The sequence below is a fragment of the Pseudomonas sp. HY7a-MNA-CIBAN-0227 genome (genome assembly GCF_040310325.1).
In the GTDB taxonomy this organism is placed as follows: domain Bacteria; phylum Pseudomonadota; class Gammaproteobacteria; order Pseudomonadales; family Pseudomonadaceae; genus Aquipseudomonas.
Map to the genome: position 1 here is coordinate 335,307 of NZ_JBEOPT010000001.1, position 22,870 is coordinate 358,176.

Sequence of the window (22,870 nt, forward strand, 5' to 3'; positions counted from 1 at the left end):
CGTGGGTGCGTGGGAGCAATCCGCTAAACCGGCTGCAACTTCTGCTCAAATACCGACACCCCATCCAGGTCCCGCAAGATGACCGTCAGCTCCGCCGTCTGCCCATCAATCTGCACTTCACCGAAGAACTGAAACCCGGCGAACGGTGAGGTGTTTTGCGCCGGCGGCGCCTTTTCGAACACCACTTCAGGACCGAAGGTTTTATCCAGCGGGTTGGGACCAAAACTGCCGGCATTCAGGGGGCCAGCGACAAACTCCCAGAACGGCTCGAAATCCTGAAACGCCGCCCGGTCCGGGTGGTAATGGTGCGCCGCGCAGTAATGCACATCCGCCGTCAGCCACACATAGTTGCGCACCTGTTGCGCGCGCAGAAACGCCAGCAGTTCGGCGATTTCCAACTCGCGGCCCTGGGCCTGCCCCGGATCACCGTTGGCGATGGCTTCCCAGCGCGGTACGCCGGGGCTGACTTCGCCATCTGGCACGCCGAGGCCGATGGGCATGTCGGCGGCGATGACTTTCCATTGGGCTTTCGAGGCCTTGAGTTCACGTTTGAGCCAGTCCAGTTGCTCACGCCCCAAGAAGGGTTTCTCGCCCCCCAGGTTGTCATCGTTGGCCTCGCGGTAGCTGCGCATGTCGAGCACAAATACATCCAGCAGCGGCCCGTAGCTGAGCTTGCGATAGATGCGCCCGCCCTGGTCGGCGCCTTGCAGGCGCATCGGCGCATATTCCAGCCAGGCCTGACGCGCACGGCCGACGAGAGTGTTGATGTCTTTGGTTTTATAGCGCTCGTCCAGTTGCTTGCCTGGCGACCAGTTGTTGACCACTTCGTGATCGTCCCACTGCCAGATCTGCGGCACCTCGGCGTTGAAGCGGCGGATGTTTTCGTCCATCAAGTTGTAGCGGTAGTTGCCGCGATACTCATCCAGGGTTTCAGCGACTTTGCTTTTTGCTTCGGTGGTGAGGTTGCGCCAGATGCGCCCGCCTTCGGTGGGTAATTGCGCCGGTACCGGGCCGTCGGCGTAGATGGTGTCGCCGCTGTGGATAAAGAAGTCCGGCAAACGCAGACGCATGGCTTCGTAGATGCGCATGCCGCCAATGTCCGGGTTGATGCCAAAGCCCTGGCCGACGGTGTCACCGCTCCAGACGAAGCGAATATCGCGACGCTGTTGCGGCACGCTGCGCAGGTGGCCAAACCAGGGTTCGCTGGCGACACCGGTCTGGGCATCTTCGAAGTACACGCGGTAGAAAATCGCCTGGTCGGCAGGTAAACCGCTCAGCTCGACGCGGGCGGTGAAGTCAGTGCGGCTGTCGGCCAGGGGCGAGACGAAGCGGCGCGGGTTACTGAACAGGCTGCGCGTGTCCCACTCCACCACCATCCTCGCCGGGCGGTCGCTGCGACTCCAGATCATCGCCCGGTCGCCCAGCAAGTCGCCGGACTGCACGCCGTCGGTCAACTGCGGACGGTCCTTGACCGACGCAATTACCGCAGGTGCCAGGCCGGGCAGCAACAGACCGGCACCGACAGCCTGCATCACACGACGGCGACCGAGATTGAAGTGGCTCATGCAGGTTCCCTCGAAGATCAAAAGGGAAACTTAAGCACGGTGCCATGAAAGGGATGTGACAGTTCAAATGTGAACCGCCTTAGGCTTTAGCTGCTGCGACTGTCAGCTCCACCGTCTCAGGACGTTTGATCAGCGCATACACCAGACCGGTCAGCAAGCTCCCGGCAACAATCGCCAGTAAATACAGCAACGCATGATTGATCGCATTGGGGATCAACATCACAAAAAACCCGCCATGGGGCGCCATCAGCTTGCAACCGAAGTACATCGACAAGGCACCTGTCAGCGCACCACCGGCGATGCTCGCCGGGATCACCCGTAGCGGGTCCTTGGCGGCAAACGGAATCGCACCTTCGGAGATAAAGCACATCCCCAGGATCAACGCGGCCTTGCCCGCCTCGCGCTCGGTCTGGGCAAACTTGCGCCGCGCCAGGAGGGTGGCGATGCCCATGCCAATCGGCGGCACCATGCCGGCGGCCATGGTCGCAGCCATTGGTGCGCCGCTTTGCGCGGCCAGCAGTCCGACCGAAAAGGCGTAGGCCGCCTTGTTGATCGGCCCGCCGAGGTCAACACACATCATGGCGCCTAGCAGGATGCCCAGCATCACGGCATTGGCGGTGCCCATGTTGCTGAGGAAATCAGTCAGGCCCGTGAGCATTTGCGCCACTGGCGGACCCACCAGGTAAATCATCGCAAGGCCGGTAAACAGGCTCGCCAGCAAGGGAATGATCAAGATCGGCTTGAGGGCTTCAAGGCTTTGCGGCAAACGCACTGCATTGCTGATCAGCTTCACGCAGTAACCGGCCAGGAAACCAGCGAGTATCCCGCCGATAAAGCCCGCGCCCAAGGTGCTGGCCAGCAGGCCGCCGATCATACCGGGGGCAAGGCCAGGACGGTCGGCAATCGAGTAGGCGATGTAGCCCGCCAGCAGCGGCACCATCAGCATGAATGCCTGGTCGCCGACGGTTTTCAACGCCGCCGCCAGGGTGCCCTTTTCCTCGAAGGCATGGATGCCGAAGACGAACGACAAGGCGATCAACAAACCACCTGCCACCACCATCGGCAACATGAACGACACTCCGGTCAGCAGATGCTTGTAGACCCCGGTTTTCTCGGACTTGGCCGTTGCGCCGCTGGCCGCACTTTCCTGCTTGCCTTCGGCCAGCGCCTTGTTGAGGGTCGCTTCGGCCTGCTTCAAGGCGATGCCGGTGCCGCAGCGGTAGATTTTCTTGCCCGCGAAACGCTCGGTGGCCACTTCGATATCCGCCGCCAGCAGCACCACGTCGGCATCGGCAATGGCCGCTGGGTTCAGCGGCGTACGGGCGCCCACCGAGCCCTGGGTTTCAACGTGCAGGTCATAACCCAGGCGCTTGGCTGCCTGTTGCAAAGCCTCGGCGGCCATAAAGGTATGAGCCACGCCGGTCGGGCACGCGGTGATGGCGACGATGCGTGGCACCTTGTTGGCCGCCACTGGCACGTCGGTCGCGACATACACTTCGGCCTCTTCAGCGCCCCGGCGCAACACCGCTTCGACATCCTGCAACGCCTGGGCCGGAGTGCTCTGGAACACCCGCTTGCCGACGAAGCGCTGCATGTCCACGGCCGTGCTGCTGACCAGCAATACCCATTCGGCAGCTTCAATGGTCGACTGCGACAACTGGCGCTCCGGGTGTTGCTTATCCACCACCTCGACGCTGGTGCTCCAGCCTTGGCGCTGCGCGGCGGCGTCCAACAAACGGGCGCACAGCACACTGGTGACCATGCCGTTCGGGCAGGCGGTAACAATGGCTAACTTCATGACAAACCCTCTTATTCTTCTGTCAGCGTGCGTACATGGACGCCGCTTTGCAGGCGCGCCAACTGCGCGTCATCGCTGATACCGAAACCAATCTGCGTCACCGCCATCGCCGCAATGGCAGTGGCCCGGCGCAGGGTTTTCTCGGGTGTATCGAAGCAGAGCAAGCCGTGGAGCATCCCGGCCAGCAGCGAATCCCCGGCACCGACCGTGCTGGCGACGCTGACCTTGGGCGGCGTGGCGTGCAGCGCCGTGCCGGGGCTGAACCAGTTAACGCCATCAGCACCGTGGGAAATCACCACATGCTCGACACCTTGCGCGTGCAGCCGAGTGGCCACTTGCGCCTGTTGAGCGACAGAGTCTGTCGGGCAATCCAGGGCATCGGCCAGCTCTTCGGTATTGGGCTTGATCAACCACGGCCCGGCGTTGAGCCCAGCACGCAAAGCGTCGCCGCTGGTGTCGAGGGCGACTTTCAAACCGAGCGTTTTCAGCTGCACCAACAGACCCTGCAACCACTGCGGGCTGATGCCACGGGGCAGGCTACCGGCTACCACCACGGCATCATGGCCGGGGGCAATTCGCTGCAGTTGATCGAGCAACGCCTGTTGCGCCTGCTCGCTGACTAGCGGCCCCGGCCCATTGACGTCGGTGACGCGCCCGTCCTGTTCGGCAATCTTGATATTGCTGCGGGTCTCCCCCGGTACGCGGATAAACGCGTCGACAAAACCACGTCGGGCGATCAGCGCCTCGAAGGCCTGGGGATTGTCCTCCCCGAGAAAACCGCCCACCGTCACCTGATGCCCCAGGTCCGCCAGCACCTGAGCGACGTTGACGCCCTTGCCCGCCGCATGGGTAATCATGGCTTCGCTGCGATTGACCTCACCCGGTTCCAGGCGCGCCAATTGCACCGTCAGGTCCAACGCCGGGTTCAGCGTCAGGCTTAAAATCCTTGCCATTTACATGGCCTCCACTAGGGCTCGCACTTGCTCGGGAGAACCCAACGCCAGCGCCTTTTGCGCGAGGACTCGGGCCTCGCTCATGCTAAATTCTCGTACCCGCGCCTTGACCTCGGGGATGCTGCGGGCTGAGACGCTCAGCTCATCGACACCCAGGCCGATCAACACCGGCACCGCCAACGGGTCGGCGGCCAGTTCACCGCACACACCTACCCATTTGCCGTGGGCATGGGCTGCACGCACGGTGATGTCGATCAGTTGCAACACCGCCGGATGCAGGCCATCGGCCTGGGCCGAAAGGGTCGGATGCCCACGGTCGATGGCCAGGGTGTATTGGGTCAGGTCATTGGTGCCGACGCTGAAAAAGTCCACTTCCTTGGCCAGCACTGGCGCCAGCAAGGCAGCCGACGGCACTTCGATCATGATGCCCAGTTGCAAGTCGGCCACCGGGATTTCCAGGCGCAGACGCTCGGTCATGTCCCGAGCCTGGTGCCACTCATCAACGCTGCCGACCATGGGGAACATGATGCGCAGCGGCCGGTTATCTGCCGAACGCAGCAACGCGCGCAATTGCGCTTCCATGATCTGCGGGCGTTGCAGGGTCAGACGAATGCCACGTACACCGAGGAACGGGTTTTCTTCCTTGGCGATCGGCCAGTACGGCAGCGGTTTGTCGCCGCCAACATCGAGGGTGCGCACCACCAGCGGCCGACCCGCCAGGCCGTCGAGTACGCGACGGTATTCAGCCTCTTGGGTGGCTTCGTCAGGCGCTTGCTGATGGGCCATGAAAATCAGTTCGGTACGCAAAAGACCAATGCCTTCGGCGCCCTGCTCCACCGCTGCTGCGACACCGGCACTTTCGCCGATGTTGGCGAACACTTCGACGCCATGGCCATCTTTGGTCAGGGCCGGCTCGTGGCGCTGGGCGGCTGCAGCTTGCAGGCGTTGCTCGCGGGTGTCGCGCTCTTGGGTGGCGCGCTGCAAGGTGGCGGCATCGGCGTCGACATGCAAACGGCCGCGCTGGCCGTCGAGCAACAAGGGGGTACCCGAGGTCAGCAGCAACACCGCCGCGCCTGCGCCCACCAACGCCGGAATCCCCAAGGCGCGGGCGACGATAGCGCTGTGGGCGGTGGCGCCGCCGCGGGCGGTGAGAATTCCGGCAACTCGTGCAGGATCGAGGCGGGCCACGTCCGAGGGGCCAACTTCGTCCATCACCAGGATGTAGGGTTCGTCCGGCTCTTGTGGAGTTTCAACGCCGCACAGTTGCGCCAGAACCCGGCGACCGATATCTCGCAGGTCGGCGGCGCGTTCGGCGAGCAAGGCGTCCTGCAAGGATTCCTGCTGTTTGGCCGCAGCTTCGATCACGCTCATCCACGCGGCTTCGGCGCTTTCGCCTTGCTTGAGGCGCGTGTCGACTTCGTCACTCAGTTCCGGGTCGTCGAGCATTTCCTGGTGGGTGATGAAAATCTCGCGAATGGCCTTGGACTTGCTGCGCTCGATCAAGCCCTGGATATCCCGGCGCACGTCAGTCAGCGCCGCTTGCAGGCGTACGCGCTCGATGGCGGCAGACTCGCCTCGCAACGGGTAGTCGAAGGGCTTCAGCACTTGAATGTGCGCCGGGCCGATGGCGATACCAGGTGCGGCGGCGATGGCCTGGATCAGGCTGCCGGACAAGGGCGCGCTGATCAGCGGTTCGACCTCTACGACTTCACGCAGAGCGCTCACGGCGGGCAACGGTTCGACTTCTTCGCCAAGACCTTCTTCCACCGCAGCCAACAAGGCGGGCAAGGCATCGGACGCGATACCGGGTTCGGCGACAAATTCCAGCATTTGCCCACGACGGGCGCCGAGGCTGAGTAGTTTGCTCAGGCTTTTTACCGACACCGCGCCGCCCTGCCCGTCGACAATACGTACGCGGATTTCGCCGTCAAAACTTTTTGCCAGTTGCGCAAGAATCTTTGCTGGCCGCGCGTGCAGACCGTGGGCATTAGCCAGGGCGATGTGCGCACTCGGCCAATCGGCCGGCAGTTCGCCGCCGAGCACTTCCAGCACTGCACGGCTGCTGGTGGCGCGGCCCAGTTCCTGGCCACGACCCTCGATCAGCAAGGCGCACAGGCGTTCGAGCAAGGCTTGATGAGCTTCGCCGAGGCTGGCCAGGCAAAACAGCCCACTCAACGGTTGGCCGAGGTAACGCATGGGTTTGTCCGGGGTGACAAAGGCCAGGCCCGGACGCTTGACCGTCTGCTCGCTGTGCAGCCACCACAGGCCATCGCCCAGGGGCAGTGCATCGACTTGCTGCAGCACGGCGGCAAAGCCGTTGCTCACGCAATCAGCCTGGCGCAACAGACGGGCGCCTCTCCAGACCAGCTCTTCAAAATCGTCGGCGGACACGCCGAGGCCAATCATTTGCGCATCCAAGGCCAGTTCTTGCGGTGCGCCTTGCAGCAGCTTCAGCAAGGCCTCAGCGGAACTGGCGCGGCACAGTGCCTGGCCCAGATCGGTTTCGCCGAGGGCGCGGGTCAGCAGTTGCAACAGGCGCAGATGTTCATCGGACTTGGCGGCAATGCCAATCGCCAGGTAGACGCTCTGGCCATCACCCCAATCCACCCCATCGGGAAATTGCAGCAGACGCACGCCAGTGGCGAACACCAGGTCTCGGGTTTCAGGAGTACCGTGGGGGATCGCAATACCTTGGCCGAGAAAGGTCGAGCCCTGGGCTTCGCGGGCTTGCAAACCGCTCAGGTAACCCTCGGCAACCAGGCCGTCGGCCACCAGTTTGTCGGCGAGCAGTTGCAAGGCAACAGACTTATCCACAGCCCTCTGGCCCATGGATATCTGCTCTACGGTGAGCTCAAGCATGCCTTTCTCCTAGTTAGTGCATCAGGCGCACTAGGTATTGTTTTGAATAAATCAGCGAAAAAGCGTTCGAAAAAATTGACTGAGTTGTCAGTTAGCAGAGACAACTCAGCGGCGAACATCGTAAAAATACGCCTGCTGAAACGTTTAATCTAGAATTTATGGCAGATTACGCATTAATTCTGCATCCTTGAAGCGCCACTCGGCGCATGAGCTGCGACAATGGTCACCTGCTGGAATCGGTTACGATTGGACAAAGTGTCGGGGCAAGCTCTAAAAAACAAGGAAATCCCGGTTTGAAACTCAGTGATATTGCTCGCCTGGCCGGTGTGTCAGTCACCACCGCCAGCTACGTCATCAACGGCAAGGCCGCACAGCAACGGATCAGCAGCGCAACCGTCGAACGAGTGCGCGCTGTGGTTGAAGAACACGGCTTTACACCCAACCCTCAGGCCGCCGGGCTGCGCAGCCGGCACACCCGTACCCTGGGCTTTATCCTGCCGGACCTGGAAAACCCCAGTTACGCGCGGATCGCCAAGCTGCTGGAACAAGGCGCACGAGCTCGCGGCTACCAACTGCTGATCGCCAGCTCCGACGACGACGCCAACAGCGAGCGCCAGTTGCTGAAACTGTTCCGCGCCCGGCGCTGTGATGCGTTGTTCGTCGCCAGTTGCCTACCGGCCAGCGACGACAGTTACCGCGAACTGCAAACCAAAGGCTTGCCGGTCATTGCCATCGACCGGGTAATGGAGTCTACGCAGTTTTGCTCGGTGGTCAGCGACGACCGCCAGGCTTGCCAGCAATTAACCAGCAGCCTGCTGCAACCCGTGCCTCGGCAAATCGTGCTGATTGGCGCCCGGCCAGAGCTGAGCATCAGCCAGGAACGAGCTGCCGGTTTCAAGCAAGCGCTGAAAGGATTCGACGGTGAAGTGCTCATCGAACACGGCGAAGCCTTCAGTCGGGACTGTGGCCGACAACTGATGGAAGAATTGCTGCAGCGCCTGGTGCATTTGCCTGACGCGCTGGTGACAACGTCCTACGTCCTGCTGCAAGGGGTGTTCGACGCACTGCATGACTTTCCGCTCAAGTCCCGCCCGCTGCGCCTTGGCACCTTTGGCGACACCCAGTTGCTGGACTTCCTGCCGTTGCCGGTAAACGCCATGGCCCAACAACACCAACTGATTGCCGACACCGCCTTACGCCTGGCACTGGCGGCCATTGAGCAGCAGCAGTATCAGCCGGGCGTCCACGCCATTGGCCGGACCTTCAAGCAGCGCATTCACGAGGCCTGAGCGTGGAGCTGATCGACAGCCATACCCACCTCGACTTTGCGGACTTCGACGCAGACCGCGTTGAGGTCCTGAACCGCTGCCGCCAATTGGGCGTGCGACGAATGGTGGTGTTGGGGGTTTATCAGCAGAATTGGCAGCGGGTGTGGGATCTGGTGCAACAGGATTTGCAGTTGTACGCAGCCTTCGGGCTGCACCCGGTTTACCTGGACGAGCATCGCCCCGCTGACCTGACCGAGATGGGCGACTGGTTGACTCGCTTGAAGGGCCACCGCCAGCTGTGTGCCGTCGGCGAAATCGGTCTGGATTATTTCCTTGAACAACTGGACCGTGAACGCCAGCAATCGCTGTTTGAAGCCCAATTGCAACTGGCGGCAGACTTCCAACTCCCGGCGCTGCTGCATGTAAGGCGCAGCCATGCCATGGTGATTGCCACCCTCAAACGTATTCGCTTGCCACGGGGCGGCATCATCCACGCCTTCGCCGGCAGCCTGGAAGAAGCCCGCGAGTACATCAAGCTCGGTTTCAAGCTGGGCCTGGGCGGCGCGGCGACCTGGCCCCAGGCGTTGCGCATGCACAAAGTGATCGCCCAACTGCCTCTGGATTCGGTCGTACTGGAAACCGACTCACCGGACATGGCTCCCGTCATGTATCCCGGCCAGCGCAACAGCCCCGAACATCTGCCCGATATCTGCGCAGCCCTGGCCGAGCGAATGGCCATCAGCCCGTCAACACTGGCGCAAGCGAGCACCCGCAATGCCTGCGAACTCTTCAATTGGTAACACCCTGACGGGATTGACCGCCTGAAACTTCAGGGTCATGCGATGCCGGTGGCGGGCGTGGCGCAAGACATACACCACACTTACAACGGACAGTTCCTACTGCCTCATCTCACACCCGAAACGCACCGATCAACTGCTTCAACTCGATCACCTGCAATGACAAGTGTCGGCTAGCCTCTTCGGTCTGATGCGCCCCCTGCGCCGCATGCTCACCGGCACGGTTAATTTCGACGATGTTCTGGTCGATATTATGGGCCACGGCTGTCTGCTGCTCCACGGCGGCGGCGATCTGTTGGTTTTGATCGACAATCATGCCCACGGCACCCAGGATATTTTCCAGGGCCTGCTGGACCTTTTCCGACTGCCCGACCGTGCCATTGGCCATCTGATGACTGCTGCCCATAGCCTTCACCGCCGCGCCGACGCCGCTGTGCAGCTTGGCAATCATCTGTTCGATTTCTTCGGTGGAGTGCTGGGTGCGCTTTGCCAGGGTGCGCACTTCATCGGCCACCACCGCGAAACCGCGGCCTTGCTCACCTGCCCGCGCCGCTTCGATGGCCGCGTTCAGTGCCAGCAGGTTGGTTTGTTCGGCAATGCTTTTGATCACTTCCAGCACGCGGCTGATGGATTGGCTGTCGATGGCCAGTTGATTGATCACCAGCACTGACTGATCGATCTCGGACGCCAACAGTGCAATGCTGCCCTGCTGGGATTGCACCAGGCCACGGCCGCTGAGAGTTTCATCGTTAACGCTGTGGGCGCTGCTGACCGCAGCCGCTGCGCTGCGGGCCACTTCCTGAGCAGTGGCGGACATCTGGTTCATGGCCGTCGCCACCTGTTCGATCTGGCTGCGTTGGCCGGAAACGGCCTGGTTGCTGCGGGCCGATACCGATTCCACTTGCCCGGCCTGGCGCTCAACTTCACTGACGGTCTGCCCTACCCGTTCGATCAGGTCATGGATTTTCGCTACCGTGCCATTGAACACTTGGCCCAGATCCCCCAACTCATCGCGGCTTTGGGCGACAAACGTGACCGTCATGTCGCCAGCCGCGACCTTGTCCATCATCGCCCCAAGGCGGCGCAATGTAGTGCGGGTGGAAGCGTAGAAACCTCCATACAAATAGACAATCAGCAAAAACACCGCCGCCAGGGCTGACACCAGCACCACCATGTGCGTGCGGTTCTGCGAAAGACGCGCCTGCAACTGCTGGTCGAGGAAGGTCAGGGTTGCGTCATCGAACTGGTAAGTCTTGGCCATCAGGCTGCTGACCTCGTCATAAAAGCCCTGCCATGGCGCGTCTAGGGTTTCGGCCATCACTACCTGCTCTTCGAACAGTTCGCTGCCTTGCTTGAGGCTGGCCTGGCTGGCATTAGCCAAGGCATCCAGCGCACCGTGGGCGGCCTTGCTCGAACCGAGGGCATCTTGCAGCTTCAAACCGTATTCGGCCTGGAGCTTTTCCAACTGCTGCAACAACTCGTCAAAGCGGGTGCTGGAAGATGAATTGAGAAAGCCCTGGCCCAGGGAATAAGCGCCCATCGCCCGGCCTTCGCCCAGGGTCTGGGTGACTTGCGGGGTAACGCTGGTGATCAATTCGCTGAGTTGGCGCAGGTCGCTTTGCGGATCACGACTCAAGCCTGACTGGCTGGCAATGATCTGGCTGAGCATCTGCGCCTTGTTGAGGAGTTTGCCGATCAGCGCGCTTTTGCTCAGCAGAGAGGATTCCGTTTGCTGGGCCTTGAAAGCGGCGATCATCTCGTCGCGCTTGCCTTCAAACACCGCGACTTGCTCGGGATCGGCCGCCATGGCCTTAAAGCCTTGCAGGCGTTCCAGCACGCTCTGTTCCAGGGCGCTGATTTTGCCTTCGATATCACCGGCCTTGCCTGATTGACCCAGCGTCGCGTTGATCTGCACTTGGTTGTTCAGCGTCTCCAGGTCGCGGCGCAGGGTCAGACTGCTGCCCAACAGGTCCAGGCTTTGCAGCTCAATCTGCGTGCCCTGAAACTCGCGCCAGGAATCGCGCACCAGGTAATAGTTGGTCACCAGCATGGGCAGGAAAAACAGCACGCTGATCAAGCTGAACTTCATGCCGAAGCTCAAACGGTTCATCAACGCGATGGCGGGATAGAGCAAGCTATTCACAGGTGAACTCCCTTTTCTTTTATTTTTATTGAGGCGCAGGGCGGCGGCAGATAGCCACTATTTGGCGCTCAATCTGTATAGCTCAATTTGAAGGGGAGTTTTGTAACTTAAGGTTAACGACCATCGCAGGCAAGCCAGCTCTCACACTGACCTTGCCCGCTTCAATATCAACTCAGGGCAACACGATCCAGATGGCAAACCCGGCATACCACAGTACGGCAGCGCGTAGCAGCAGCTCCCAGATACGGTCCAGGCTGTTGATGCCGTCAGCGCCCACCACCGGCGGCGGGATTTCGCCGGCTACCAGGCCGACCTTCTCCACCAGTTGGGCGGCGCTGATGTCCCAGTTCAGCAGCTCATGGAGCATGACCCTGCTGACCGCGACAAAATTGCCTACCAGGGCGAAACTCGCCGCCAGCAAGCGCACCGGCAACCAGTCGAAGGCATGACGCAACTGCCCGGCACGCTCCACTACCAGGGGATTTTTCCCGTGCTCAGTCGTCAGCGCCAACAAACGATAGGCCAGCGCCGCCACTGGGCCGAGAAGGAAGTACCAGAGAATAACAGCGAAGAAACTCTGATAGGCCTGCCACAACAAATGGCCCTGGACCTGCTCCAGCAGTTGTTCGCCACTGTCCGCGCCAACACCCATGTCACGCTCGGCAACATGTTCAGCCGCTTGCAGGTCGCCACGGCGCCAGGCATCGCGAAACGGCCCCAGCCCGGCGAGCAAGTCGCCCCGCCCCAGGCTGTAGATCACCACCAGCAGGTGCACCGGCAACGCCAGCAAACCATAGGCCACCGGCTCCAGCATCAGCAGCAACAAACCCAGCAGCGCTACGGGTAACAGCACCAACAACGCCAGGATCAACCAAGGCTGTTTGCCCAATCGCGCACTGGATTCCAGCTTGGCCAACTCTCGCAACCAACCGCCGTCACGCTGTACTCGCTGGCGCAAGGCCGAGAACTTCTCAATCCATACAGCCAACACCAACACCAGAAAACTCATTGTGCTTGTCCTCCATCCTGCAAGGCGCTGCGAAAACGCGCCCAATCAAAAGCCGGTCCTGGATCTGTCTTGCGTCCCGGGGCGATATCGCTGTGACCACAAATGCGCTGGCGCGTAATGCCCGTGTAGGCAACCAGCAATTGACGGCTCAGCTCGATCAAGGATTGGTACTGGGCATCGCTAAAGGGCAGATCGTCCGTCCCCTCCAGTTCAATTCCCAGGGAAAAATCATTGCAAATCTCGCGCCCCTCGAAGCTCGACACCCCGGCATGCCAGGCACGGTCCAGACACGAGACAAACTGCGTCACCGCACCATCGCGCTCAATCAGAAAGTGCGCAGAAACCCGTAGATCGGCGATCCCTTCAAAGTAGGGATGTTCCGTGACATCTAGGCGATTCTGGAAAAACTCCTGCACTTTGCCGGTGGCAAACTGCGCCGGCGGCAAGCTGATGTTATGCACCACCAACAGGGAAATCTCGCCGCTGGGGCGCTCATTAAAGTTGGGCGATGGGCAATGGCGAATACCCTGGCACCAACCGCTGGTGGGGTCCAACTGCATACAGGTTCCTTGAGCAAGGCTGGGATGGACCAGTATGCCGCGATCCACCCTGTGGTTGCGATCACTTGGCGCGATTGAGTTGGCGCAGGTTGCCAATCACCGAGGCGAGTGCCCGGTCGAACAACAGCGCGTCGTCAAGGGTCCGCACCCCACCACGCTTGAACTCCAGGGCCAACTGCGTGCAGGTTTTCTCAAACACTTTGAGGCCCGCGCGATTGACAAAAATGTAGCTGTTGGCAGGCGCAATAATCGCCGTCAGCTTGCAACTCAGGGTGTTTTCTTCATCTTCCTGGAACTCGACCCAACTGCCGATGCGCAATTGGCGAACCTTGAGCATATCGGGATCATCATCCGGCAGGCTCACCGTATCGATCGGCAAGACAGGGCTCAGCACAACTTTTTCGCGTACCTCGACCAGGGTCCCAATCGGCTGCGGCGATTGCCCCGCCCCGACGCCCTGGAACGATTGCACATGCAGCGCTTGCAACTGAGTGAAGAATTCACGGGTAATAAAGGGATCGAACGCCGCCCCGCTCAAGCCATCGCGCAGGGCCTTGAGCAGCGCCGGCAATTGCTCCAGCAGATGGCGCCCGGCCTCGGTGTCTTCGCTAAGGCCAGCACTCCAGATCAATTCGTCCATGGTCTGCAACCCGGCCTGCCATTGCGGCGACTGTTCACCGTGCTTGAGGCACGCCAGCAACAGGACCTGGCTCCAGGCCTGTTGCAGGAACTGCACCACTACTTGCGGCAAGACTTTGCCCAGCAGCCTGCGGTTGAGGGCATAGGCCACCCGCTGGCGGGCCTGTTCGGTGCGGGCCCGGCCTTCTTCGGCGTCGCGGGTACGCTGTTCGAGCAATTCGCTGCGACGTCGCTCATCGCTGGTAAAGGTGGTGAACTCCAGCAACAACTCGGAAAAAATCGCTGGGTCATCGACAAAATCATTCAACAGCCGCTGCACCACTTGTTCGATGCGCAAGTACAAGCTGTCGCGCTGATAGTCGTCGCGCTTGCCCCAGCCCATGGCGGCCGTGCCGATTTCATTGAGCAGCCGTCGCGCCGGGTGGCTGCCACGACTGAAAAAACTCTTGTCCAGCACCGCCACTTTAAGCATGGGAATCTGCAAGCGGGCAATCAATGCCTTGAGGGAGTCGGGTAAGGTGCGGTCGTCGAGAATGAACTCGAAGAGCATCGCGATCAGGTTGATCACGTCCTCGTCGGCGACGTCGACCACTCGCGATTTGCCACTTTTGACGCTGACGCGGGTCAGCAACTCTTCCAACTGGCTGCGCAGGTCGAAATCGTCCTCGACCGCCGGCTCCGGAACGTATTGCTGCAAATGGGAGAGCAGGCGCAGTAAGTCACGGGTTGAAATCGGTTGGGCCTGGGCGCTGGCTTCAAGGGTCGGGGCGACGCTGCCACGCACCGCGAATAGCAATTTTTGCAGCGCAACGAAGGCCTGCTGCTCGCCTTCGTCGGCCTGGAAATCGCCAGCAGGCGTGGCGTCCGCTGGCGGGAGGACCCGAGCAGTGCGCTCACCAAGACGCCGGGATGGCACCGCCTTGAGTTCGGGCAGCACACCCGTTGCCAGCAGCAGTTGATTGGCTTCGCCATACAACTGATCGGCATCACTGAGTACGTATTTTTCAAACAGCTTGAGAATGATCAGCTTGACCCGAATTTCCACCCCCATACTACGCCCGGCCTGCAGGAAGTACTCGCAGAGCATCGCCGGGCCGAGGGGGTTTTCACGATCATCCAGATGCTTGCCCAACAGCGCACCCAGGCGTGCAGTCAATTGGCCAAGGGCCAAACCGTCACGGTGCTGGACCCTGCCGAGCATGGCCTCCAGGGCCACGGCTTTTTCCAGATCGTCCGCAGACACACCGGGCACCGCATCGTAGGAAACCGTCGGCAGCAATTGCAACTCGCCCCGCCCGGCTTGCCCCAGGTTGATGAATGCTGCAAAGAGCTGCTCCACAAAGCCACGCTCGAAGTTCTTGCGCTTGAGGCGCAGGTCTCGCATGGCTTCAAAGAAAATGTTCTGGTCAACATTGTTGCGGGCCTTGTCGGCCATTTCGAACAGGGTGTCGTCGGCGTTATCGAACAGTTCCTGCAAACCCTGCTTGAGTTGCTGGACCGCCTTGTCACGAACCTGAAGCAAAATCACTGGCAGGCGGGCAAGCGGCGAAGGCTTCGCCTGCGCAGCGATCTTGTTGATCGGCACCACCTTTCCGTCATTGTGCATCCTGGCCTCCTGAAACGGTGGGTTCGGTTTTGTGAAAAATCGATACAGCCAAGGGCATCAAGACCCATGGGCACTACAATTATCGGGACATCACCGAGACGTCAAAGCTATGACGCCAATTGAAAGGCGCAAGATTATCTTGCAAATGGGGACTATTGCGCCAGCGAACTCTGTACTTGCCTTGTAATAAGGCAGGGCAGCAACGGTGGCACAGCGGTTTGGCACCTTGGGTTAGGCGCTGCCATACCCCTATAATCGAGCCACTTTGTTTGTGGAGCCCGTTATGCCCAATCTTCGTCTTGCCGACCTGACCGCCGAAATCGAAGCCAACGTGCGCCGCGCATTGCTGGAAGATATCGGCAGCGGCGACATCACCGCGCAACTGATCCCGGCCGAACGGCTGGCCAAGGCTACGATCATCACCCGCGATGCCGCAGTCATCAGCGGCACAGCCTGGGTCGATGCGGTGTTCCGCCAGTTGGACCCGCGTGTCGCCGTGCATTGGCAGGTGCGCGACGGTGAGCGCGTGAGCCCCAACCAGGTACTGTTTCACCTCGAAGGCCCGGCCCGTTCACTGCTCAGCGGTGAACGTTGCGCACTGAATTTCCTGCAACTGCTGTCAGGCGTTGCCACCCGTGCGCAATACTTGGCGGACTTTGTCGCCACCACCCAGGTCAAGCTGCTGGATACCCGCAAGACCCTGCCGGGGCTGCGCCTGGCGCAAAAATATGCCGTGACCTGCGGCGGTTGTCACAATCACCGCATCGGTTTGTATGACGCCTTCCTGATCAAGGAAAACCATATCGCCGCCTGCGGTGGCATTGCCCAGGCCATCAGCGCCGCCCACAAGATCGCCCCGGGCAAACGGGTGGAAATCGAAGTGGAAAGTCTGGAGGAGTTGCGCGAAGCACTGGCGGCTGGCGCCGATATCATCATGCTTGATGAATTGAGCCTAGACGACATGCGCGAAGCGGTGCGCCTGAATGACGGAAAGGCGAAACTGGAAGCCAGCGGCGGGATCAACGAAAGCACATTGCTGCCCATCGCCAAAACCGGGGTGGACTACATTTCCATTGGCGCAATGACCAAGGATGTGAAGGCCGTGGATTTGTCGATGCGCCTCAGTCTCTGAGTCGCTTTAAAATGTAGGAGCGAGCTTGCTCGCGATGGGCGTTAACGATGACGCGGGAAGCTTGGCACCCCGCGTAGCGCTCAGGTTTCTCGCGAGCAAGCTCGCTCCTACCACTGCGTCTCAAATCGCCAGGTTATTCATCCCGCAGTACTCGTTCCAGTCGACGCCCAGCACTTCGGCAGCCTCTTTGTGCAGGGCCAGGCGCGCCACTTCGAACTCTTCAGGAGTGGAGGTGTACTTGAGGGTCAACTCCCACGGTTGGAGCCCCTGGGCCTCGGCCTCATCCTCAAATGACCATTGGATCTGGTCCTTCTGATCATCGGCACTCAGGTCCTTGATCTCATCAAGGAGTTCCGGAGACTCTGCGACGTACTTTTTGAGAGCTTGTTCGTGCCGCACTTCCTGGGTCACTTCTTTTATGGTCATGTCGTTCTCTTTGATCTAGGAATGGGGATGCATCTGGGTCATCAAGGTTGCGCAGATACAAAAGAACAGGCATGAATACCGGTTCGTCTGGCCTTCAGAACCATTCTGGGATCATCTGAAAACTGTGTTGCCTTTTTGCCCGAGACAGGAATCGAACCTGCGACCTTCTACCTGCGAGCTTGATACCTTTTTTCCTACCAGAGAGCGTAGTCAAAAATGTGTCAGAGATAAAGTCTAAAAAAACCGACGAACGGTATTTTCTTACAAAAAAACGTTCAATTGGACAAAAACACGTTCACTGATCTTACAGATCGCACAAAACAATAGAAAAATCTGAAATACGCCAATACAGAATATACAAAAGAGACAAGAAACAACAACCAATGCCGGCACAGAACTTAGTTAAATTATAGATACTGTTAAACCATTCTATATAATATATAAAGAATCAACCAAGTATAAAAATCACCCACTTGACTTAAAAACAGGCTACATGCAAACCTCATGAAACTTGTTCGTGAGATTTATCCCATGTGGAACACCACCATAATCAAAAACTTTATTCCACTTCGTCCTGAAGTATCTTTAGGCGAGACTACAAATCCTTCTATGGTTGGTGGCGTCCCAACGCTCTGCTGGCACCAAAACTCAGAGGTACAAAGGACAGACATCCATGCATACCCCATTATTACGAACAAAGATACTGGGGAACTATGGAAGGAGGCTAATCTTTACCTCTTCGATATAACATTCAATGTAAACATGCCGGAACTAGAACCCGAGACAATCCTCTCAAAGTCAAAAGACTTAGCAGAAATGCGGAATATTCTAGACGAAGATGAAACAAGTTATCTATCGGACTCGCTTCACAAAGTCCTACGCCCGACATACGTACTTTGCGAACGTCTAGGGGAAAGACTAGGCTTAGGGAGGTCCAAAGATTCTTGCATTCGGATAATCCGAAATACGATAAGCTTTTATGAGTGGCTACAAGAAAATAAGCACGCCACTTTTAAATACCCTTTGTGGAAAGAGACAGAGATAACTATTCCAATTGACGACGACATTGGGAGAACCATTTATCTTGAAAAAAAACGATTTGATCTGATTTGGGATTTTCGCAAAAGGTCTAAATCCCTTTTATTACAAGCTGAAAATGAAGGCAGCTCAAATGACACTACTATTATTGACGGTGGCCGTCTAACTCCATTAGAGCCTACTGAGCAAATACAAATGTTTGAAAGCTTGAGAGAGTCGAATCGCTACTCGATAGGACTTTCTTTCCAATTTTCCATATCTAGTGGTGCACGGATCGAATCCACATTTACACTGAAGAAAAAACATTTTGAAAAGAAAGCAGTGGATAACGGCGAGTACGTACATATTGCTGCTGGGCCAGGAACAGGGATAGATACCAAAAGAGATAAACCTCAAATACTTGAGGTATCTGGCCTTGTATACAACAAAATTAAAACTTACCTAGACTCTCCTGACTATAAGGAGCTTGAATCTAAGGCCCCCATTTACAAAGATGCTAGGGAGCAGTACGTGTTTCTGACTGACCAAGGGAATCCCTACTACTCAAGTAGCGACCATCGTATGCTCCATAACTTTAATGGCGGAACGATTAGAAAATTTATTGGAGAGACCTTAAAACCGCTTTTGAATAAAAGAGGCTTTTATCGCTCATTCAGCTTCCATGACCTCCGTGCGACCTGTGGCATAAATATGATCAATGCAAATTTGCATCTGGTAGAAAGCGGGGAAATCTCGAGAGATAGACTACTGAACATGGTCAGAAAAAAGCTCAATCTGAACAGCATAAATGTCGCACTTCAGTACCTTGGCTACAATTGCAACCACAAAATCGAGTCAAAAACTCAGGATGCGTGGGAAACTTTTTTATTTAAGGAATGGGACGATTTTAAATGAGCCTGCGCAACCTGCAATACGTAGACTTAGAAGAAATCAAAAACTCCAACGACTTAAATTGGCTGTTAGAAAATAACGCCCCTGAAAACATAGTAATTTACAGTGAAAAAAAGAAATCCATAATAGATATTGGCGGAATTTCTTACATCAAAAGAACAAGACACAGGAGAAGATATGAAGTAAATCTTAGCTCTCTGTGTCCGGAGAGAGCGCTACTTACGAAAGAAATTATTTTGCACTTGGCTTCCTTGCTTACCAGAAAAGTAGTCAAACCAGCATCAGTAAGAACTCGCATATACGAAGGCATTTACTTTTTTGATTGGTATGATGAAAAAAAATCACCACTCACCCTTAAAAAAAATGACTTTGAACTGCTATTCAGAGAATATAGCTTCTACCTACATTATTGCGTTACTAACGGCCAACTCGGTCCAGTAGCAGGATGTAATAGGCAATTATCCGCGCAGGCGCTACTTATATGGGCATCAGGTGATACTGAAACGAATGTTGGCAGGGGAGCATTCATGCTGTCACGGCCGCAAAGCTCCTGCGAAGCCCCGCTAAAAAAGAATGTGGATAGAGCGCTCAATCTCGCCTTACATCTTTTTAATCAGCTAGGAAATTTCGTCACCCAAAACCTAGATTACCCTTTTTTATTAAAACTACCAAACGAAAGCGCGTGGGTTATACCCGCAACTCGCTGGATTTATACTAAACACAGGCTACTAGATAGGTATAACCACCATAATGCCAATTGGATATGGGATTATTCAAACGGACAAATCCAACACTCAGAATGGATACAGGACTTTTATGGGTATCAACCTTCAAAAGCTAAATCTGAGCATTTCAAAGTAGCGAATCGTCTGCTCATAGCTAACAATGATGCATACCACCCGCGTCGACTGAAACTGGCAAGCTGGGCCTATAACTCTTTCATGGTAATGCTATTCGCAGTAACTGGGGCCAATCTTTCTGTTTTCATCGACCTACCATGGAACAATAACATCACTCTACAACCCATACGCCAAGGATTTCGAGCCTTTAAAAACAGAGCAGGACATATCGTTAGCTATGAAATAAAATCGAAATTCATACCTTACTTTCGAAAATTTATCGAGCTTAGGACTTTTTTGCTACAAGGAGAAGATTATCCATTTCTGTTTTTTACAATAAAAAAAGGAATCCCCACCCAAATTACTGAGGATTTTATATATGTGTATTTCAAGCTAGCACGAGATATTCTTGACCCTGAACTTGAACCAATAAACGCCAGTGAATTTAGAAAATACAAGACTGAATGGTCCGCAAACAATCTAAATATTGAAGAAGGCGCGAAGCTCGCGCAAAACACCGAGCAAGTATTTTCTGAGAAGTATTCACGCGGAAACAGGTTGATTCAAGCAACTGAAATTACAGACTATTTTACTGCACTTGCTAACCGAGTTATCGAGAATACTCGTCCTTCATCAAAAATCCCAGCTGGCGAATGTGCAGAAATCAATAACCCCATAAAGATTATTAATGAAATCCCCCCATCCTGTTCAACTCACATATGCTGTATTTTTTGTGAACACTTCCTTGTACACCGAAACAAAGAAGATATTTGGAAACTGTTAAGCATTAAGCATATCTGTAGTGATCTTACCAAGTCTGCACAGCTAGGCAACGAAGAAACAATCAGGCTCGTTATAATTGCTATTGACTCACTAATAACGGAGCTAGCAACGGATATGACAACAAAAGTAATTGTCGACGAGTGCAGTTCATTAATCGAGGAAGGTTATTTAAGCGACTATTGGCAACAGTACCTCGACCTCCTTATAAAGTTGGGACTAGTTCAATGACTCGCACCTTTTCGCTGCCGACGTTCAACCAATTTTCGGAACCTGACTCACATCCTTTCAAAACAAATACAGCCGATCTCAAAATTCGCCTCCCCGGTGAGGACTTTGTAATTTCAAGAGACGAGCAAGGGAACATTACATCACGCCTTACAGATATGACTTGGGAATTGGGCTCCTACGCCCAAACTACAAGGTCCTATACTTCTATAAATTTTGATACAAATATCAAAAACCTCAATAGTGAACTAATTGATCAACACCGACTTCTTCTACTTCTGATCCTTCATCCACCTCAGGGGTTCAATAACAACCTGAGTGTTAATACTATTATTCGTCGTCACTCACTACTCAGCAAAGCCGCTAAATACTCCCTACTCCATGACATCTCAATATATAACATTTTCTCATCGCATGAGTGGTTCGTTCCTTTCGCAATAACTCTGTCAAAGCGTCTTAAAGAAGAGTTGTATGCGCTGGGAAGATGGCTGTATAAGCTCGGCAACATCCTCCCATTTACATCTGTAAAGCCACCAAAGAAAATAACGAAACGCAAAAACAGAAGTACTTACTCGCAGACACCAGTTATTCCTCAACGAATTTACACTGACATTCTTACTGAACTTGTCCGCAAGACTAGTGAGTTCGAAAGCCGATGGAGTTTGATTCGAAGCTTCATGTCTAAGCGTCAGGAAACTCCCAGCTTTGCCACATCACGAAGCAGGTCTCGCAATAAGCAAAGTGACCTTTCTAACTTTGAGGCAGAAGCTACCGCACATGGTCTGCGAGAATACCTTTTAAATTGCGGAGTTAAATCAACAAATCAATTGGGCAGGCTTTTAAGTGAGATTCAGTACTCTTGCAAGCTTCTCATACATGCTTACTCTGGTATGCGTGATGATGAAGCCTACAGTCTTGGCATCAATCCTATTTCCTATGAACTTATTGATGGGAATAATGTTACTTGGGTCATTGGTACAACTACAAAACTAGAAAAGGGACGAAAAAAGACGCAATGGATCATAGGAGCGCCGGGAGTAAAAGCTTGCAAAATTGCGGCAGATATTTCTGAATTTATTTATACCTACAGCGCGATAGTTTCTGCAACTGAGGAAAAAATGCTTTTCCCCAACGTAAGCGCCCTATCACATGGCAAATTTGCGAAAAATAGTGATTCGAGAATCGTTCCTGCCGACCTAGTCCATGTCAAATTCGCTAAGTTCTTGAGGTCTGATGAAACAGTTATCAGCGAAGCAGACTTGCAAGATCTTTACCTAACGGAAATCGGTCGTGATTGGGCAAATGAACGTAAGTTAGCAGTCGGAAAACATTGGCATTTCACCAGTCATCAATTCAGAAGATCACTTGCTTACTATGCTATCGACGGAGGCCTCGTTCAATTAACGTCTCTGAAGCGTCAACTGCAACACTTATCTTTGTTGATGACAATTTACTACGCCAAAGGATTCACACAATACGGTTCTTTTTTTGGCGACGATCCCGATCACTTCAGGTACGAATACCATGAATGCAAACCTACCGTACAAGCGCTAACTTATTTTCGCGACGTATTCCAATCTACAGTTAACTTATCAGGGGGCCATGGCACCTGGATCGAAAACTTTATTAAATCGCAGGGACCGGTAAAAGTGGCAGCGAAAAAAGAAGAAACTTTGGAAAGTTTCAAACGTGGTGAGATTTTCTTCGTATCCCGTCCCACGGGAGGCTGTACGAAGCCATCATGTAACTTGTGGATTATAGACCCAATTGCAGCATGCTCATTTAAAGGTTGCGCAAACTCTGTGATTAACCCATTGAAAATGCGGAAAGCACTATTCATATATGAACAATTTACTACAGAGCTTACTTTGAACTCTCCTGAGCGATTAACCGCCGAATTAATTCTTTCTCAGGCTGAAAAATACTTTTCAAAGATCAGTGCCGACGGAGTAATTCAATGACCACCATTATGTCACTCTTCGAAGCTCTTTCTCGTCTCGAAAATAATGCTCCTATCATCCTTAAAAAAGGGGAATACCGGATAAACAATGACTCGGTAGCGATAGAAGCCGGAGCGAAAAAGGGATTTATTCGCAAAGAGAAACGAGAGCACCATGAAATACTTGAAGCGATCAAGAAGTGCCAACTTTCATGGAAGCCGCGCCCCGACATCACTGAATGGAAATCCAAATGCGAGTCACTTACCAAAAAAAACAAACGTTTGCAGATGCAATTGAATGAGGCCTGGGCTCGCGAGGTTTTGCTAGCTCAACGCTTAAATGAACTTGAAAAGATATTAGCCAAGCGGTCAAATATTATCGACTTCCCTAAACGCTGAC

Annotated in this window: 16 protein-coding genes and 1 pseudogene; 7 read left to right on the forward strand and 10 right to left on the reverse strand. The window is 55.4% G+C overall.

All coding sequences use genetic code 11. The features are described from left to right. Positions 1–23: 23 nt before the first annotated feature. From AAEZ06_RS01560 to ptsP, 4 genes are all read right to left on the reverse strand, one after another. Positions 24–1,565 (reverse strand): alkaline phosphatase D family protein, encoded by a 1,542-nt coding sequence (locus AAEZ06_RS01560; RefSeq protein ID WP_350612561.1) that lies wholly within the window; start codon positions 1,563–1,565, stop codon positions 24–26. Between the two features lie 79 nt (positions 1,566–1,644). Continuing rightward, positions 1,645–3,363: a PTS fructose-like transporter subunit IIB gene (locus AAEZ06_RS01565; protein WP_149410832.1), complete on the reverse strand. Its 1,719-nt coding sequence runs from the start codon at positions 3,361–3,363 to the stop codon at positions 1,645–1,647. A gap of 11 nt (positions 3,364–3,374) precedes the next feature. Next, positions 3,375–4,316 (reverse strand): 1-phosphofructokinase, encoded by a 942-nt coding sequence (pfkB, locus tag AAEZ06_RS01570; RefSeq protein WP_149410831.1) that lies wholly within the window; start codon positions 4,314–4,316, stop codon positions 3,375–3,377. Then, positions 4,317–7,175, reverse strand: coding sequence for a phosphoenolpyruvate--protein phosphotransferase (gene ptsP / locus AAEZ06_RS01575; RefSeq protein WP_350612563.1), 2,859 nt, complete (start codon positions 7,173–7,175; stop codon positions 4,317–4,319). Between the two features lie 293 nt (positions 7,176–7,468). Here ptsP and cra point away from each other — a divergent pair, with 293 nt between their 5' ends. Both cra and AAEZ06_RS01585 read left to right on the forward strand, forming a co-directional pair. Then, positions 7,469–8,464 carry a catabolite repressor/activator gene (cra, locus tag AAEZ06_RS01580; RefSeq protein WP_149410829.1) on the forward strand — a complete coding sequence of 332 codons (996 nt, stop codon included), beginning with the start codon at positions 7,469–7,471 and terminating at the stop codon, positions 8,462–8,464. A gap of 2 nt (positions 8,465–8,466) precedes the next feature. Continuing rightward, on the forward strand, positions 8,467–9,243 hold the full coding sequence (locus tag AAEZ06_RS01585) for a TatD family hydrolase (RefSeq protein ID WP_149410828.1): 777 nt from the start codon (positions 8,467–8,469) through the stop codon (positions 9,241–9,243). Positions 9,244–9,352: 109 nt separating this feature from the next. Here AAEZ06_RS01585 and AAEZ06_RS28500 read toward each other — a convergent pair whose 3' ends face one another. The 5 genes and pseudogenes from AAEZ06_RS28500 to AAEZ06_RS01605 all read right to left on the reverse strand — a co-directional run bounded on the left by AAEZ06_RS28500 (position 9,353) and on the right by AAEZ06_RS01605 (position 15,197). Beyond that, on the reverse strand, positions 9,353–10,066 hold the full coding sequence (locus AAEZ06_RS28500) for a methyl-accepting chemotaxis protein (protein ID WP_502948011.1): 714 nt from the start codon (positions 10,064–10,066) through the stop codon (positions 9,353–9,355). Between the two features lie 144 nt (positions 10,067–10,210). Next, a pseudogene (locus AAEZ06_RS28505) lies at positions 10,211–11,350 on the reverse strand (HAMP domain-containing protein); the annotation flags it as partial. Between the two features lie 205 nt (positions 11,351–11,555). Continuing rightward, positions 11,556–12,392 (reverse strand): regulatory signaling modulator protein AmpE, encoded by an 837-nt coding sequence (gene ampE, locus AAEZ06_RS01595; protein ID WP_149410826.1) that lies wholly within the window; start codon positions 12,390–12,392, stop codon positions 11,556–11,558. Next, the gene (gene ampD / locus AAEZ06_RS01600) at positions 12,389–12,952 is read right to left on the reverse strand and encodes a 1,6-anhydro-N-acetylmuramyl-L-alanine amidase AmpD (RefSeq protein ID WP_133099951.1); all 564 of its coding nucleotides are present in this window, start codon (positions 12,950–12,952) and stop codon (positions 12,389–12,391) included. Before ampD ends, ampE begins: the two co-directional genes overlap by 4 nt. Positions 12,953–13,013: 61 nt before the next feature. Further along, complete coding sequence (locus AAEZ06_RS01605) at positions 13,014–15,197, reverse strand: DUF1631 domain-containing protein (protein ID WP_149410825.1); 2,184 nt, start codon at positions 15,195–15,197, stop codon at positions 13,014–13,016. A gap of 283 nt (positions 15,198–15,480) precedes the next feature. Here AAEZ06_RS01605 and nadC point away from each other — a divergent pair, with 283 nt between their 5' ends. Then, on the forward strand, positions 15,481–16,329 hold the full coding sequence (gene nadC, locus AAEZ06_RS01610) for a carboxylating nicotinate-nucleotide diphosphorylase (protein WP_149410824.1): 849 nt from the start codon (positions 15,481–15,483) through the stop codon (positions 16,327–16,329). A 120-nt stretch (positions 16,330–16,449) separates the two neighbouring features. On the opposite strand, the gene AAEZ06_RS01620 is transcribed toward nadC, so the two are convergent. After that, positions 16,450–16,755, reverse strand: coding sequence for a DUF6388 family protein (locus AAEZ06_RS01620; protein ID WP_149410823.1), 306 nt, complete (start codon positions 16,753–16,755; stop codon positions 16,450–16,452). A 504-nt stretch (positions 16,756–17,259) separates the two neighbouring features. Between AAEZ06_RS01620 and AAEZ06_RS01625 the strand changes: the two genes are divergently transcribed. The 4 genes from AAEZ06_RS01625 to AAEZ06_RS01640 are packed head-to-tail and all read left to right on the forward strand — an operon-like array spanning position 17,260 to position 22,869. Further along, a complete protein-coding gene (locus AAEZ06_RS01625; RefSeq protein ID WP_350612569.1) occupies positions 17,260–18,687 on the forward strand; it encodes a hypothetical protein in 1,428 nt (475 codons plus the stop codon). Further along, positions 18,684–20,534: a hypothetical protein gene (locus AAEZ06_RS01630; RefSeq protein WP_350612571.1), complete on the forward strand. Its 1,851-nt coding sequence runs from the start codon at positions 18,684–18,686 to the stop codon at positions 20,532–20,534. The genes AAEZ06_RS01625 and AAEZ06_RS01630 overlap by 4 nt, the downstream gene beginning before the upstream one ends. Next, entirely contained in the window at positions 20,531–22,492 is a 1,962-nt protein-coding gene (locus tag AAEZ06_RS01635) for a site-specific integrase (RefSeq protein ID WP_350612573.1), read from the forward strand. The genes AAEZ06_RS01630 and AAEZ06_RS01635 overlap by 4 nt, the downstream gene beginning before the upstream one ends. Further along, complete coding sequence (locus AAEZ06_RS01640) at positions 22,489–22,869, forward strand: hypothetical protein (RefSeq protein WP_052198916.1); 381 nt, start codon at positions 22,489–22,491, stop codon at positions 22,867–22,869. The genes AAEZ06_RS01635 and AAEZ06_RS01640 overlap by 4 nt, the downstream gene beginning before the upstream one ends. Position 22,870: the final 1 nt, after the last annotated feature.

What these genes read in the sequence shown, in the direction of transcription:
- AAEZ06_RS01560 (WP_350612561.1), bottom strand. Translation starts at nt 1,565, where the DNA reads ATGAGCCACTTCAATCTCGGTCGCCGTCGTGTGATGCAGGCTGTCGGT.
- AAEZ06_RS01565 (WP_149410832.1), bottom strand. Translation starts at nt 3,363, where the DNA reads ATGAAGTTAGCCATTGTTACCGCCTGCCCGAACGGCATGGTCACCAGT.
- pfkB (WP_149410831.1), bottom strand. Translation starts at nt 4,316, where the DNA reads ATGGCAAGGATTTTAAGCCTGACGCTGAACCCGGCGTTGGACCTGACG.
- ptsP (WP_350612563.1), bottom strand. Translation starts at nt 7,175, where the DNA reads ATGCTTGAGCTCACCGTAGAGCAGATATCCATGGGCCAGAGGGCTGTG.
- AAEZ06_RS28500 (WP_502948011.1), bottom strand. Translation starts at nt 10,066, where the DNA reads ATGAACCAGATGTCCGCCACTGCTCAGGAAGTGGCCCGCAGCGCAGCG.
- ampE (WP_149410826.1), bottom strand. Translation starts at nt 12,392, where the DNA reads ATGAGTTTTCTGGTGTTGGTGTTGGCTGTATGGATTGAGAAGTTCTCG.
- ampD (WP_133099951.1), bottom strand. Translation starts at nt 12,952, where the DNA reads ATGCAGTTGGACCCCACCAGCGGTTGGTGCCAGGGTATTCGCCATTGC.
- AAEZ06_RS01605 (WP_149410825.1), bottom strand. Translation starts at nt 15,197, where the DNA reads ATGCACAATGACGGAAAGGTGGTGCCGATCAACAAGATCGCTGCGCAG.
- nadC (WP_149410824.1), top strand. Translation starts at nt 15,481, where the DNA reads ATGCCCAATCTTCGTCTTGCCGACCTGACCGCCGAAATCGAAGCCAAC.
- AAEZ06_RS01620 (WP_149410823.1), bottom strand. Translation starts at nt 16,755, where the DNA reads ATGACCATAAAAGAAGTGACCCAGGAAGTGCGGCACGAACAAGCTCTC.
- AAEZ06_RS01625 (WP_350612569.1), top strand. Translation starts at nt 17,260, where the DNA reads ATGAAACTTGTTCGTGAGATTTATCCCATGTGGAACACCACCATAATC.
- AAEZ06_RS01630 (WP_350612571.1), top strand. Translation starts at nt 18,684, where the DNA reads ATGAGCCTGCGCAACCTGCAATACGTAGACTTAGAAGAAATCAAAAAC.
- AAEZ06_RS01635 (WP_350612573.1), top strand. Translation starts at nt 20,531, where the DNA reads ATGACTCGCACCTTTTCGCTGCCGACGTTCAACCAATTTTCGGAACCT.
- AAEZ06_RS01640 (WP_052198916.1), top strand. Translation starts at nt 22,489, where the DNA reads ATGACCACCATTATGTCACTCTTCGAAGCTCTTTCTCGTCTCGAAAAT.